The following is a 15249-nucleotide window of genomic DNA, read 5'->3' as shown; positions in this document are numbered from 1 at the left end:
ATCAGTGCGCTTATAGGTTGGGGGATGAGCAAACAGTTGGGTTGACCATCTGCCCATCCGTTTAGTCTTTACAGGTTAGCGTTTAGCCTGCTTACGTAAACTCTGAGGCGTGTAGAAACTCTTATCCTGCGGCTCTATCCCTGCGAGCGGGTGAGTATCAATGTAATTCCAAACGAATTGACCTGATTCAACATCAAAAGCCATATTTGGTCTGGCGAACGAGCCTTGAAGGCTGGGGTCAAACGCCTGGTAAACATTAGCCCAGGTATAGCGCCAAAGCTCACCTTTGCCGTCATACTTTTCAGTTAGCGAAATATTCCAGGTATCTTCATCGATATAGAAGGTACGCTTGGCATAGATGTGGCGCGTTCCTTCTTTAAGCGTCGCTTCAACAACCCATACCCTATGAAGCTCCCAACGCCACAAATCCTTGGGATCAGACGCGATGGCATCTTCCTTTGTTAGCTTGCCTGTTCCATAAGCGCTCACCAGGTCGTAGCCGTTGTAAGGAATGTACATCTCTTTTTTCCCAACGAGCTTCCAGTCATAACGATCAGGCGCGCCGTTGTAGAGGTAAGCATCGTCATAGGTGAAGATACTGCTATCCGGCGTATCGTAAGCAACTGTAGGCGCGCGACGTACGCGACGCTGCCCCGGAATGTATTGCCAAGCCTGACGCGGAGTAGCGGCGGCATCCATGGCATCATTTATCAGGATTATTTCTCCTTTGCGCCGGGCCGGGTAGTTGTAAGTGACGAAGAAAGAGAATAACTGACCATCAGAGCAGGCAGCATCCTGATCGTAGTAATGCCATTGCCACAACGTATTGGCCTCATTAGATATTATGGGGCTGGGGTCATGCATATAAGATTGTAAACTGGTGTATTGCATGTGCAGCGCTTTACCTTTCCAGCGCAACAGATGGTTCTGAATCACTTCACTACCGTTTTTTGGAATCGGGAAAGGAATCCCCGCGCACGCACCATTCACGCCCGTTCCTGACTCATTAAGCTGAGCATTCAAAGCATTATTGTACGTATTTTCCACAACCCATTTCGGTGCAGCCGCAGTACGATGGGTCGGATAGACATTCATCTTTATTTGATCCGGGTAACGCTTGAACGCATCGATCTGGCTGGGGCTTAGCTTGTCAGCATATTGTGCATAGTTCTCGGCAGTAATGGTAAACAACGGTTTTTCGTCGGCGAAAGGATCGGGCATCCAATCGCCTGCCTTATAACCTGCCGGAGCTGCAGACAAACCGCCTGTCCACTCGGGGATAGTCCCTTCCGCATTGCCTGCACGCTCGGCCCCAAATGGAGTCAGAGTCGATTTCAATTTCTCAGCTTCATCCACCGGAACCGCAGCCTGGGCTGAACTTAACCCCATCAGCACCGCACCACCAATAATCATCAACTTATTGCGCATGATGTTATCCCACTATTTTTTAGAATTTTCAGGTGTTTCAGAACGCATACTTCAGGGCTAAGCTGATGTAATCGCGGTCATTTTTGGAATTGCTGCTGGCACCGCCGAAATAATTAACGTACCCCAGTTGAGCCTGGTACTTCTGCTGATATAGCAAATCAAGCGTAACTCCAACCTTGTTACTACCTTCAACAAAAGACCCACCCATCGCGGAATCACCGTTCACCCCTTGAGAAAGACTGATAGGCAGATTGACATCAAGACCGGGAAGCGCTTCAAACCAGGTCGGCTTGAGCGTTAGCGCGTAACCGTAGGCGAATTTATCCTTGGACAGCTCCTCATTACTCTTATCGAGCACATGATCGGCCCCCAGTTCGGCGGTAATGCTGAGGTTATCCATCAGCGAGTTGGCGCCAAAGATATGAATGGCGGATAGCGAGTAGTGCATCAGCTCCGCGCGATCCCAGGCAAAGGGGTTGGCCACGTCTTTAACGCCAACAGGCGCGTTTTCCCGATAGCTGATCTCACCTGAAACATTGGTGCTTCCGATGACCGTCCCAAAGCTTGCCGCCCACAGATGCACATCTTCCGCGTAATCCAGGAAATATTGGCCGTTGGCCATATCCAGCGTCACTTGTGGAAGCTGGTCGTGATAGTTGATGTAATACAGGCCAAACTCCGTGCCCGCCAACTCTTCTACCAGGAATCGGACCGCGACACCCCATTGGCCACTGTCTTTCGCGCTCTGGTCATCACCGCGCCCGAAGGCAACCCCCGGGGCCAATATCAGGCTTTCGCCGCCAGCATCAATGATGTCTGCGGTGGAGAAATAACTACCAGCAGCATCCAGACGATGCTTCTCCCACTCCCATTGGTAGTACGCCTCAACAGAAATGCTATCGGTCAGCGAGGTTTGGAAAGCCACCTGCTCAACCGGCATAAAAAGCTCTTTGAGCTCTGACCCCGGCTGGTTGAAGCCAGTGGCATCGACCGGCCCCTGAGAAGTTGCAACGCCGCCGAGCAGGAACAATGTTTCCCCCCAGTTCAGCGCCTGGCTACCGACCCGCAAGGTAGTGTCATGCCCTGCCAGATCGGCACCTGCATAGACAAAGTAATCCAGCATCTCTACATCATCACCATGCTGCTTCCGGGTCGCCTCGGTAAACTCATTAAAAGGAACCGATACGTTGTTACTGGTAGCAGGCGAATCATGGTCATTCGACCTGTTATAAACTCCGTCGTACCAGGCACGGGCACGAGCGAAAGCCCCTAGATCGTAAAACGGACCGACTTCACCAAAGTTCAAATCGGCTTCGGTAATCACATCAAATCTGTTTTTGATCAAGCTATAACGATCAAATGCGCGATTACCGTCGTCACCGTTAACGTTAGAGAGCAACCTGTCGTCTTGATCAGCAATTCGCTGAGCTGCGGTGTAACGTACTGTCGTATCCCAGTTCAACGAAGCCTGCTCTCCCAAAGCAAAGTTCAGAGCATGAACACTGGAAGACGCGGCCAGACACAAAGGAATAGCCATTACCACCATTACTTTTTTATTTTTCTTTATTTTTATATTTTTCTTCATTGGTACTACCTTCTACGGATATCCATAGGTGGAATCTATGTTGTTATTTTTCTTACCGTAGACGTGACTATTGATTGAGCCATGCCACGGAGGAACGGTTCATTAACAGACGATAGCGAGCCTCTATGTACTCACCCAGTGGTATTCCGTGACCAAGTAAGCGCCTCCGAAACCAATGTAATAATCCCCCCCAAAGGGTCTGCCGATTAGATTTACATTCATAAACTTTCTCAACACATGGAGAACGAATGATTATTAATGGTGTTCGATTAAGTAGAAGCTTACAGTTATCCAGACTTGTCCAGATCTTCAACTTCTCCACAAATAGGCCACGGAAATAGAGGGACCTCCACTATTTGGTTTTTTAATCCCCCGGAACCAGTTCTAATATTGTCGATTAACAGAATTTTTGCTTGCTATGAATGGACAGCGTTTAAACCGAGATTTTTGATTTACACTTAGCGGAAAATCTGCGCATGCAGCGTGGAAGCAGTCACTATAATGCATGGTCGATCAACCCATAGATGAACTGCAGGTCAAGACCGGTATCAACTGTCAATTAAATCCAGCGCGGCGCAGCAAATTCGCATTAATATCAGTTATACCGCTACAACCTGCCAGGACCATGTTGCGCTCTAGCTCGCTGCGTAGCAGCGCAAGCGCCCGCTCGATGCCAGCCTGCCCGCCAGCGGCCAAACCATAGAGATAGGGCCGACCGACACTGCAGGCCGTCGCCCCCATTGCCAGCGCCTTAAGCACGTGGGTACCGCGTCGTATACCACCATCGACAATTACATCAATATCCGGCCCAACCGCCTCTCTTACTTCACGCACAAGCTCGATCGGTGCTGGCGTTGCATCCAATTGTCTGCCGCCGTGATTGGAAATAATCACGGCTGTGGCGCCGATCTCAACGGCTCGCTTTGCATCCTCACCGCTCATTATTCCCTTTATCGCAAACGGGCCTTGCCATTGCTCAATCATGTGTTGGGCGTGCTCCCAACTCTGCCTGGGCTCCAGCAGGCCATAGTGTGCGCCAGCCGGTGATTTTGCATTTACGAAGTTTGCCAACTGCCACTTATCCCCCCTCAGATAATTCGACACCCAAGCCGGTTTACAGGCAAACTGAAACGCAGATTTCAGTGTCAGCTTAAGTGGAATCGACATTCCACTACGAATCACCTCTTCACGGTTACCGCCGACGATACTATCTACGGTTAAGCACATGGCCGGATAGCCTGCAGCCTTGGCGCGATCAATGATTTCCTGACTGAGTACCGGATCTGCCAGCACATAGGTCTGAAACATCTTTGGCCCACTTGTCTCGGCCGCGATCTGCTCCATGCTCACGGAAGAAAAAGTAGAAGCCGTATATAGAGTACCGGCATTGGCTGCCGCTCTTGCTGCGGCCAGCTCCCCATCGGGATGAAACATACGCGTCATACCCACCGGAGATAGGAACACCGGCCAGTCCAGCTCTTGGCCCAACACGGCTGTACGCAGATCGACACAGCTGGTATCCCTTAGTGAACGTGCCTTGATCTGCAACTGATCAAAGGCAGCACAGTTATGTCTGGAGCTGTACTGGTCATCTGCTCCACACTCCAGAAAGTTATAAATTGGTACCGGCAAACGCCGCTTTGCGCGCCGATTTAAATCGGCGATATTTAAGCAGCGATTCATATCATCGTTATTACTAGCCATTTGATTGCACTCATTCTCAACTGACGACCAGCACTATCCGGGCAGTCTCGGTGACCGCACTTCAGGCCACTCAGTCATTGCTGCCAGATATGCGTTCGAGAAGATTTTTATTCAGTAACCAGGTCATGATAGCGAGCTGCAGCTACCCTGGGCGCCAGCCTCCAGGTACAGCAAATTAAGTTTCAACACCCGCTTCAATCAGTCTGCACACAGACATCAGGCATGAAATACCCAATCAATACTGATTAAAGTTCGGCTTGCGTCGTTCAGTGAAAGCCGCCATCCCTTCCTTCTGATCCGGGGTACCGAAGAGTCCGTGAAACAGCCGGCGTTCTACCCGCAAGCCTTCAGCCAGTGGCATCTCGGCCACCTGGTTTACGGTTTCTTTGCCGGCCAATACGGCGAGTCGAGGATTATCGGCAATCGCCGTGGCCAGCGTCAGTGCCTCGTCCATCAATCGATCGTCGGAGAAAACCTGCGTTATCAGGCCGATTCTTTCGGCCTCAACGGCCGGCATAGGCCGCCCACTCAGGATGTAATACATTGCCTTGGCCTTGCCGATCCGGTCCGACAGGCGCTGCGTGCCACCTGCGCCAGGAATAACCCCCAACGTCACTTCGGGCAAACTGAATTGCGCACTTTCTGCCGCAAGAATAACGTCACACATCAGTGCCAGCTCTGTGCCAGCGCCAAAGGCAATTCCCGAAACGGCAGCAATAATTGGCTTACGTATTGACACAACGCCGTCAATCGACGCTGCAAAATCATTTCGATAGGCATCGGCGAATTCGAGACTTGCGATGTGTTTCAGATCGGCACCAGCAGCAAAGCATTTCTCATTACCGGTCACGATGATGCAGCCAATACTGTCGTCTTGATCAAAAAATTTGAGCGCATCAACCAGCTCGTGCGTGAGAATCTCGTTGATTGCATTCATCTGCCTGGGGCGATTCATGGTCACGATACCGACCTTAGCCACTCGCTCGGTCAGGATAAATTGATAGTCAGACATATAGAGTGCTCCATGTTACACATCACTGACAGCTACGCTCTTAAACCGACAGTGGCAATTGCTATCAGCTTAAACCGGCTACACCAATCACTTGTGCCGCCGCCAGCCGCTGGATCTCTTCGTCGCTGTATCCAATCAATTTGAGTTCTGCAGCAGTGTCGCTGCCAACCAGCTCGGGCGCAGGCCTGGGCTTTACTTTCTCCGCCCCACTCACATTGATCGGACTGTTAACGGTGCGCACGCCTGCCATGCCTTCAACCTCCGGCCAGAGGCCGATAGCATTCGCCTGAGGGTCATTCGGCAATTCCCGAGTTTGTTTGACGATCGAGAAGGTAACACGCACTGACGTAAGCGCTTCGACTACCTCATCAAGGTTCATTTTGATGATGGCGGCCTGAATATCATTGAACAACGCTTTATGATTTTTATACCGGTTTACGTGATCCTTGAAGCGCTCATCCCCGATCAGGTGATTTGCACCAATCACCTCATACATGTCATTCAATACACGATCATTCAACTGGATGATAATAATGTGTCGACCATCTTTTGTTTTATAGATCGCATTTACTGTCGGCTGCGGCCAATCTTCTCGTGCAAATTTCGGTAACGAGCCAGCGCCAATCAGCTCCGACTGGATAGATATCGCGTTTGACCACACGCCATTTTCTATCAGTGACGTAGTAACTTTACTGCCTTCACCAGTCGTTTCACGGCGGTAGAGCCCTGCCATAATAGAAGCAAAAAGCGCGGTAGCGGTGGACATGTCACCCATTCCAAGTGGGATCGGGACCGGGTCGCCATCTTTTGCTCTAAGTGTTTCCATCAAACCTGATCGCGCATACCAGCCGGTGCCATCGTAACCCGGCGCATTATCCTCATCGCCTCCTTCGCCATAACCATTAATTTGCGCATAGATGATACGAGGATTGATTGCTTTGATCTTTTCATATTGTACGTTCAAGTCTTCAGCGACACTGGGGAGGCAGTTGGACAACAAAACATCAGCTGATTCAACCAATTTATAGAACACTTGTTGCGCTTCAGCTTTTTTCATATCAAGCGCAACAGACTTTTTGTTTCGATTCTGGATCAGATTGCAATAAGCAATATCACTGGATGGCAAGGGAGGTATTAAGTGACCGTAACGCCATGGGTCCCCGGTAAGTGGCTCAATTTTAATAACATCAGCACCAAAGTCCGAGAGGATCACCCCTGCCGATGGGCCTGCGGCATAAGAGGCGAGTTCGACTACTTTAATTCCTTCCAGAAGGCTAGGCATATCCAACTCCTTAGCTGTTGGCAGTCTGGGCTACTCGTTAAGCAACGATGCACCAAGCTGAATAATGACAGAAACAAACAATGTTTCGCCGACCACCTATAGTTATCGCTGCTCAAAAGAGCACTATTGGCAAGGTTTATGCCTTATTGTTACTTCACTGGAGAAGGCCTCGCTTGTTCTAAATGGACAACTTAAATATGAAAAAGCATTAATGCACCTAAACATATCCCTTTTACAGTCTGTCCATTTACAACAAGCAAGAGTTTCACGAGTGGCGTAATTCTAAAACGGCAAACTTCAAACCCTAGCCTGGAGGAATTTATGGCCGATCGAGCACAAGCGCTAGACTTGCTGTGTCAGCGTGTATTGAGCACCCGTGAACAAATAGGTGATGCCTGGGCGCATAATGCAGACCCTGAAACAGGCAAGTGGAATACCGTTGCCACTGGCGACTGGGTCGAAGGCCACTGGATAGACATGCTGCGCATGACCGGAGAACTGCTTGATCGTCCAGAGCTAATCGAAGAGGCGCTTCGCCGCACCGAGACCGTTCGCTACAAACTGGAGCTGGATGACATGTTCCGTGGTCACCGTTTTGCCTATTCAGCGGCACGGCTTTATGGCGCAACCGGTGACGAAAACATGCGCACGCTAGCCCTTGCCGCGGCTTGGGCAATGCGCTCCAGCGCCAACAAAGGCAACGGCGCAATGCCTGTAGGCAGTCAGTGCCAGGTTCTGGGTGCCGTTGAATTTGCCGACGAGGTGGTCAAAGGCGCCCTGTCCCGCAATACCGTCTGCGTGGACAACGTCCATCCAGCGCTCATCCTGGATTGGTGGGCCTGGAAGGAAACCGGCGACGAAACTTTCCTGGTGGGTGCCGAGAGGATGCACAAGGTTCTGGAAAACCACTTCATTCGTGACGATGGCTCTACGATCGAGAACATCATGTTCAATTGGGAAACCGGTGAACTGATCGGTGAAATCCCAACCCTGCTTGGATATGCCGATGATTCTTGCTGGTCACGTGGTCAATCTTGGGCCATCGCCGGCAGCTTGTGGGCCTACGAGCATACTCACAATACTCACTACCTGCGAACTGCGAAAAAGCTGTTTGACTACTGGTGGAATAAAGTGGGTGCCGATGTGCCGCCTTGGGACTTCGACGATCCCAGCCCCGACGCACCTCTAGATACCTCGGCTTCCGCCATCGTTTGCTCTGCGCTGGCTCGCCTCGCAGTATTGGATCCATTGCCGGAAGAAGCCAAACCCTTTACCGATTGCCTTGAGCCTATGCTTGAGAACCTATGCAAACACCTGACACCTATCGACAAGCACGATGATCGCCCTGTAGGCATGCTGCTTGACGGTTGCATGAACGGCAGGAAAAAAGTTGCGCACAAGAATGAGCTCATCTGGGGCGATTTTTATTTGATGGAAGCACTCTACTGCCTGGAGAAAAAAGGTTTGCTTTCCTGATTATAGGGAGTCAGACCTGTTATTGACGTCCCACAGGAAACCCTGACAAGAGCAAAGGGGTGACCCTTTCCTCTTGTTCGATCATCCAAGCTCTTCCGGAAGGAAATCAACATGAATACACCAGAGTTTTTTGAAGATTTCGAGATCGGCTCATCCCGTCTCACTCCAGCCAGAACCATCACTGAAGCCGATATCGTTTTTCACGCCGGGCATTCAGGTGACTTCATGCCCCATCACACCAATGCCGAATTTTGCAAGACACAACCGTTCGAAAAAATAATTGCACATGGCACCATGACCTTCGCGATCGCCATAGGCCTTTCCGTTTCCTCTCAGGTACAAAGTCCCCACGGGATGTCCTACGGCTATAACAAGATTCGTTACCCGAGACCCGTTTTTGCGGGGGATACTATAAAGGTCAAAATCACTGTTATGTCGAAAGAAGACCACCCCAGCCAAAAGGGGCATGGAATGGTAGTCGAGGCGAAAGAGGTAACCAACCAACATGACGAAGTCGTCATGTATGCTGAACATGTCATTATCGTTGAAAAACGAAGCGGCGAGTGAATCCCACTGGCAGCAACGTACATACAAACGGTGCGCGAGATACAGAAGAGCACAGAACGTACGGGCCCGGCTCTGGCGGACCCGATATTCGAGTACGGCTAAAGCTTTCCCAAGATTAACGATGTCCCAGTCAATGTACCAGCGGTGAAGAATAGGAAGGCTGAACGCCGATATCTATTTGGTCTTCCAGTTTGGCGCTCTCATGCAGGCCGAGGGCTCTCCCCTTCGAGGCCTCTGCCTGCATGCGCCATTTAAAACATTCTTGCTGGGGCAGTTGCCTTGGCGGGATTATCTGAACAAAAACTAAAATGGACTGCTGTGCCAGTGCCTTGCGAAAGGTACAGGTCTAGTCATGAAGGTGCCGGTCAGGCGGTGAAGCAATTAATTCAGAGGCTGCGTAAATGCCTGAGCTTCAGACAGCCTGTGAAAACCTCCAGCTGGATGGGCAAGTATCGTTGTTCGGCCTTGAATTAGTGTTTTACTTTTTCTCGCCAAACCGCCGGTGAAACATGGTGACGGTTTTTGAATGCATGAGAAAAGCTGCTTAATTCACTAAAACCCAATATATACGCTATGGTTGTCAGTGGTATTGCCGAGTCTTTTAAGTAATGCTCCGCTATATCCAGTCGTACCTCAGCCTTCAACTCTCGAAAGGTTACGCCGTGGCACTTCAGCTCTCTTTGCAACGCCTTGGGATGCATGGACAACACCGCAGCGATAGCCGTTTGAGTACAATCTATCGTATGTATACGTTGTTCAATCAGCAGCTTCACTTTTGCACAAAAGCCCTCCTGGCGTTCGTATTCATCCTCTAGCGCCTGAATTTGCTTACTAAGCTGGCTATAAAGGTTTTTGTTGTGATGGAGAATCTCACGTCTCAGATCAGAGGCGGGAAAAACAATCCGATTGAACTCACGACCAAACGCAACTTTGACACCAAAGAACTGATCGTAAGGTTGGCTATCAACAGGAGACGGGTTAATAAAGCTGACTGACGAGGGCTGCCAATCTTTACCACAGAGTACTTTCATTCCGCTCAACATGGCGCAAGTGCTGTACACTGCCCACTGGAAGGTAGACACCTCGCTGGAAACTCGATCCGCACGTGTAAGAAAGGCGCTATCACCTTCTGTGTCCACTTGCCACAGAGTTCCCCGGTTGTGTAAATGAAGGTGCTTCATGATCGCTTCTAACGCCTGACCTACGCTGGGACAATGTGCAACCAGCGGCCATAACAGACCAATCTGAAACACCTTCCTTCTGTAGCCAAGCATCAGACCTATGTCATCTCGCCCCAACTCCTTTGCCGCAATATTCAGCAAAGCACATATACTGGTAACAGGCACCATATAGTCTGGGTTATCCATTAGCTCGGCACTCAGGCCGGCACGGCGATAGAAGTGTACAGGGTCAGCGCCTAGCTCTTGAACCAGGTCATCGAAGCCCAGTAGGACTTCACTTCGAACCAGATAAATCTCTCTGCTCATAACCCTCTCCTTTCACCTGCTGACTACAGGCTACTTGATATCGAGTATTCAGTAGTAGCAGCTCAAATTTATTTGTCCATTCAGGACAAGCCAGACCACAAGCAAAGCAGACATTATAAAAATCATAATTCAAATAAAATAAAGAAAAACTATGGAATACATCGGTCTTATTGCAAGCGTCTGCCTGCTTATCTGGTTTGCCCTGAAAGGGGTCGACATCATTTTTTCAGCCGTTTTCTGCTCCTTGCTGGTCATCCTCACCAATGGACTGCCATTGGCTACAGGATTGACCGAGTACTTTTCCTTTGGCCCGCTAGGTGCCTTTACCTTTGCCGGCAAATTCTTTCTTCTGCTGGCCAGTGGTGCAATTTTCGGCCGTGTGATGGGCGAAAGCCATGCGGCAGCTTCGCTCGCACAAGCACTGGTAAGAAAACTGGGAGCATATCGCGCCCTCTGGATCACGACGCTGGCCTGTGCATTATTGACCTACGGCGGGGTGGTCGTTTTCGTCGTTATTTTTGCCATGTACCCAGTGGGCCTGAAGCTGCTGCAGGAGGCAGACATACCCAAGCGACTGTTCTGTGCGGCACTGGCTTTGGGGGGAGGGACATTTACCTTAACGGCACTCCCCGGCACCCCCTCTGTTCAAAATGTCATATCCTCTGCAGCACTTAGTACCGACCTGTTCGCCGGTGGCTGGCTGGGCCTTATCGGCGGGCTAATCATGTTTGGCGGTGGCATGTGGTATTTGGAGAGGCAACGCATTCAAGCTCGAGCCAACGGGGAGCATTTCGTGCCAGGCCCTAATGACCAAATCTCCAATATCGAACAAGAAGGCGGCCGCTACCCCCACTGGGCGCTTGCTTGTCTGCCCTTGGCTCTTGTACTGAGCACCATCATTTTACCTCGTGTCATTAAACTCTCTCTCAGCGAAGCCAGCCTTGCAGACGGAGGCCTGGCTATTGATCTGGTGGTTTTTGCCAATAGCCAACCCATCGTATGGCCTAGTATTGCACTGCTCAGCGGGACTCTGCTTGCGCTGGCGATTTTTCCTGTCATTCGCCAACAGTCAGTACAGGTTTTGGGCAGGGGCACCCATGACTCGATCATGCCACTGATAAATACCGCCGCCGTCATCGGCTTTGGTGGCGTGGTCAGCCACACCGTGGGCTTTGAGCGTTTTATCAACGTGATGCTGGAATCAGGACTGCCCCCTCTCTTATCCATGGTTACGTCGGTCAGTTTGGTCTCGGCCATCACTGGATCGTCATCAGGCGGAGTACAGATATTCATGCAAACCATGTCGCCGGCCTATTTGGAAATGGGAATCGAACCGGAAGTCCTACACCGAATTGCAACCATGGCAAGTGGTGGTTTTGATTCACTGCCACACTGCGGTGCGATTGTGGCGATGCTGAGTATTACCGGGCTTACCCACAAGGAAGCATACAAGGATATCGGTGTCATCACCGTGGTCATTCCGGTGGTTGCAACGCTTTGTATGATGGGGGTAGCCGCGCTCATATAGCGCTCGCCACACTCGTGCAGCCCCTGATTCAATTGCGGCCCGTAGCCCCCCTTACACGAAATACTGAACGCACATTTGCTGAGTAAAGGAAAAGTAATGACAAAAGTTATCGTTGAAAAATCAGGTGGCATCGTCCACGTTCGGATCAACCGCCCGGACGTTATGAATGCCTGCGATGGTGAAACATATAACGCGATCGCTGATGCATGGGATGATCTTGAAAACGACCCCAATTTGAGGGTGGGAATCCTCAGTGGAGAGGGTCGCGCATTTTGTGTCGGCACCGATATCAAATGGGTCAAATCACCAGCCGCAGAAGGCTTCAAGGATCGCATGTATCCACGCATGCTGACCCTGACCAAGCCAGTGATTGCAGCCATTCATGGGCATTGCAATGGTGGCGGCCTGGAACAGGCATTAGGCGCCGATATTCGAATTTCTACTAACGACGCCCATTATGGCTTTGGTGAAGTCCGGCTCGGCTGGATTCCTGGCGGCCACGGGACCCAGCGATTACCCCGCCTGATTCCGTTAGGCAACGCACTTGAGTTGCTGTACACCGGTGGCCGTATCGATGCAAACGAAGCCTATCGTCTAGGTCTGGTCAACCATGTAGTTCCAGCGGACCAACTGATGTCAAAGTGCCAGCAGATTGCTGTCGAAATCATCAAGAGCGCTCCGCTCGCAGTACAAAAGATGAAAGTCGCTGTTATGCAGGGGCTTGATATGCCACTGCCTCAAGGAGTCCGACTTGAACGCGAATGCTTCGAATGGCTCCTGCAAACAGAAGATTCGAAAGAAGGCGCCCTTGCTTTTGCGGAAAAACGTTCTCCGAACTGGAAGGCTAAATAGCTCACATTCACTGACAGGGTGTTCAGCAACAACCAGCGTTAGCCCCGCAAGGAGGGTCTAATGGACAAGCTGGTTCCTGTGAAACCACAGGCAAGGTGTTTCTAGCGGAGCGGGTTAAGTCCATTGAGGCCAGCATTGAGTCCGTTCAAGGCAGGGAAACCAGACGTCGCCCCCTCGGATCCGGCCCAGAAGCGGTTAACACTGTTAGAAGCGGCCCCAAAGAAAACAATTGGGATACTTGAGCAGCTCACCTATAGCTCTGCTCACTCCGCCAGCAACTGCTCAAAGTATCCATTCCCCTGGCGGGTATCTCCATACAGCACCGCTCCCACCAGCTTTTCATCCCTTAGCCACAGCTTGCGATAATCCCCCACCTCCGGGTCGTGGTACTCCACCACGCTGGCGTTCTGTGCATCGATCTCGCCACAGGAGAAGAGCGAGATCCCGCTGACCTTGAGCTGGGTCGCCACCGGCTGTTCGGCATACTGATCGCTTTCGCCTCGCACTATTTGAGCGAGCACCTTGGCCTGCCTCCATATAGGCGCGACCAGACCGTAGGTGTTGTCTTCGAATTGGCAACACTCACCGATGGCAAAGATATCCACAGCGCTGGTACGCAGCTCGGCATCCACGTTGATGGCACGGTCGCAGCCGAGGCCCGCGGCGCGAGCCAATGAGGTTTCGGGGGTGACGCCGGCGGCGACTACCACCAGATCGGCGGGCAGGGTTCGGCCATCCTTGAGGATTACTTCAGTCACCTCTCCCGCTTCATTGCCCTGCAGACACTCGACGCCGGCGTTGGTGATGATCTCCAACCCCCGCCCTTCCAGGGTTTGTTGCAGCATGCCAGCTGCGTTGCGGTCGAGCTGGCGGTTGAGCAGGTAGTCACTGCGCTGGAGCACGCGGGTGGTCATGCCCAGTTTGCGCAAGCCCTCCGCTGCTTCCAGCCCGAGCAGGCCACCGCCAATCACGACGGCACTGCCACCCTTGGCAGCGGCTTCGCGCATGATCTCCACGTCCTGCCAGGTACGAAAACCCATGACGCCGCTCAGGTCGATACCCGGCAGCGGCGGCAGGCTGGAATTGGAGCCGGTGGCCAGCACCAGCTGGTCGTATTGAATCTGCTTGCCGCTGCCCGTTCTCAGGCGGTGGCGTTCCGGTTCCAGCACCACCACCGGGTCTTTGCAGAGCAGTTCTATGCCCTGCTCTGCGTACCAGTCCGTGCTGTGCAGCTCCAGCGCCTGGTCTTCGATCTCGCCGGCCAGCAGCGGCGACAGCAACACCCGGTTGTAGGCCGGTCGGGGTTCACGGCCGATCATCAGGATGCGGCCTTCAAAACCGCTGCCCTGCTTGAGTTCCTGCACCAGTCGGGCAGCGGCCATACCGTTGCCGACGATCACCAGTTCCGCGTGCATAGCCATTCCTCCGCCTATTCCTCTGATGCCTGTGCTTCTGATGCTTAAGCCTGTTTGCGGGCTTCTTTGCTGGCCTTATCCGCGTTGCCCTTGAGGCGGCGGCTATCCAGCGGCTCCACCTTGCGCTGCTTCTCGTACAGGAAGCGCAGTACCTGATGGCGGCAGTGGTTGTACTCCGGGTCGTCGGCCAGCGCGATGCGGTCGCGGGGACGCGGCAGCTCCACCTTGAGGATCTCGCCCACGGTGGCGGCCGGGCCGTTGGTCATCATCACGATGCGGTCGGACAGCAGCACTGCTTCATCCACGTCGTGGGTGATCATGATCACGGTGTTGTTGAGTTCGTTCTGGATCTCCATCAGCGAGTCCTGCAGATGGGCACGGGTCAGCGCATCCAGCGCACCGAAGGGCTCGTCCATCAGCAGTACGGTGGGCTCCATCGCCAGCGCACGGGCGATGCCGACACGCTGCTTCATGCCGCCGGAGATCTCGTCCGGGCGCTTGTGGATGGCGTGGGTCATGTGCACCAGTTCCAGGTTGTGCTCGATCCACTCCTTCATCTCAGCCTTGCTCTTCCTGCCCTTGAACACCTGGCGCACGGCCAGTTCCACGTTCTCGTAGGCGGTCAGCCAGGGCAGCAGCGAGTGGTTCTGGAACACCACGGCACGTTCGGGGCCGGGCTCGTTCACTTCACGACCGTCCAGCACCACACCGCCGGTGGTGGCCTGATGCAGGCCGGCGACGATGTTCAGCACGGTGGACTTGCCGCAGCCGGAGTGGCCGATCAGGGAGACAAACTCGCCCCTCTGGATCTTCAGATTGACCCCGTCCAGTGCCTTGAAGGCCCCTTTCGGCGTCGGGAACTCGATGGAAACGTCTGTCAGTTCGAGATGTGCAGCCATGATAGTCATACCTC

12 protein-coding genes are annotated in these 15249 nt (G+C 52.4%); 4 read left to right on the top strand and 8 right to left on the bottom strand.

Translation table 11 applies throughout. The features are described from left to right. Window positions 1-75: 75 nt before the first annotated feature. The 5 genes from ABD013_RS08715 to ABD013_RS08695 form a co-directional block, all read right to left on the bottom strand. The gene (locus ABD013_RS08715) at window positions 76-1428 is read right to left on the bottom strand and encodes a DUF1329 domain-containing protein (RefSeq protein WP_343804917.1); all 1353 of its coding nucleotides are present in this window, start codon (window positions 1426-1428) and stop codon (window positions 76-78) included. Between the two features lie 37 nt (window positions 1429-1465). After that, a complete protein-coding gene (locus ABD013_RS08710; protein ID WP_343804915.1) occupies window positions 1466-3013 on the bottom strand; it encodes a DUF1302 domain-containing protein in 1548 nt (515 codons plus the stop codon). 555 nt (window positions 3014-3568) lie between these two features. Beyond that, window positions 3569-4717: an alpha-hydroxy acid oxidase gene (locus ABD013_RS08705; protein ID WP_343804913.1), complete on the bottom strand. Its 1149-nt coding sequence runs from the start codon at window positions 4715-4717 to the stop codon at window positions 3569-3571. A 235-nt stretch (window positions 4718-4952) separates the two neighbouring features. Continuing rightward, complete coding sequence (locus ABD013_RS08700) at window positions 4953-5729, bottom strand: enoyl-CoA hydratase-related protein (protein WP_343804912.1); 777 nt, start codon at window positions 5727-5729, stop codon at window positions 4953-4955. Window positions 5730-5793: 64 nt separating this feature from the next. After that, window positions 5794-7011, bottom strand: coding sequence for a CaiB/BaiF CoA transferase family protein (locus ABD013_RS08695; RefSeq protein ID WP_343804910.1), 1218 nt, complete (start codon window positions 7009-7011; stop codon window positions 5794-5796). Between the two features lie 321 nt (window positions 7012-7332). On the opposite strand from ABD013_RS08695, the gene ABD013_RS08690 reads away from it, so the two are divergent. Together ABD013_RS08690 and ABD013_RS08685 are read left to right on the top strand one after the other, a co-directional pair. Further along, window positions 7333-8487, top strand: coding sequence for a hypothetical protein (locus ABD013_RS08690; protein ID WP_343804909.1), 1155 nt, complete (start codon window positions 7333-7335; stop codon window positions 8485-8487). Window positions 8488-8598: 111 nt separating this feature from the next. Beyond that, window positions 8599-9054, top strand: a complete 456-nt coding sequence (locus ABD013_RS08685; protein ID WP_343804907.1) for a MaoC family dehydratase — start codon at window positions 8599-8601, stop codon at window positions 9052-9054. 470 nt (window positions 9055-9524) lie between these two features. On the opposite strand, the gene ABD013_RS08680 is transcribed toward ABD013_RS08685, so the two are convergent. Next, the gene (locus ABD013_RS08680) at window positions 9525-10541 is read right to left on the bottom strand and encodes an AraC family transcriptional regulator (RefSeq protein ID WP_343804905.1); all 1017 of its coding nucleotides are present in this window, start codon (window positions 10539-10541) and stop codon (window positions 9525-9527) included. Window positions 10542-10692: 151 nt separating this feature from the next. Here ABD013_RS08680 and ABD013_RS08675 point away from each other — a divergent pair, with 151 nt between their 5' ends. Further along, complete coding sequence (locus ABD013_RS08675; RefSeq protein WP_343804904.1) at window positions 10693-12069, top strand: GntP family permease; 1377 nt, start codon at window positions 10693-10695, stop codon at window positions 12067-12069. Between the two features lie 96 nt (window positions 12070-12165). Next, on the top strand, window positions 12166-12921 hold the full coding sequence (locus ABD013_RS08670; protein ID WP_343804902.1) for an enoyl-CoA hydratase/isomerase family protein: 756 nt from the start codon (window positions 12166-12168) through the stop codon (window positions 12919-12921). Window positions 12922-13184: 263 nt separating this feature from the next. Here the strand turns inward: ABD013_RS08670 and ABD013_RS08665 are convergent, their stop codons facing one another. Continuing rightward, window positions 13185-14336: an NAD(P)/FAD-dependent oxidoreductase gene (locus ABD013_RS08665; protein WP_343804900.1), complete on the bottom strand. Its 1152-nt coding sequence runs from the start codon at window positions 14334-14336 to the stop codon at window positions 13185-13187. A 44-nt stretch (window positions 14337-14380) separates the two neighbouring features. Further along, entirely contained in the window at window positions 14381-15235 is an 855-nt protein-coding gene (locus tag ABD013_RS08660; protein ID WP_343804898.1) for an ABC transporter ATP-binding protein, read from the bottom strand. Window positions 15236-15249 lie beyond the last annotated feature (14 nt).

It is taken from the genome of Marinobacterium maritimum, assembly GCF_039523155.1.
GTDB lineage: Bacteria > Pseudomonadota > Gammaproteobacteria > Pseudomonadales > Balneatricaceae > Marinobacterium > Marinobacterium maritimum.
The sequence above is the reverse complement of the archived record's forward strand: the minus strand, read 5'-3'. Positions and strand labels throughout refer to the sequence as shown.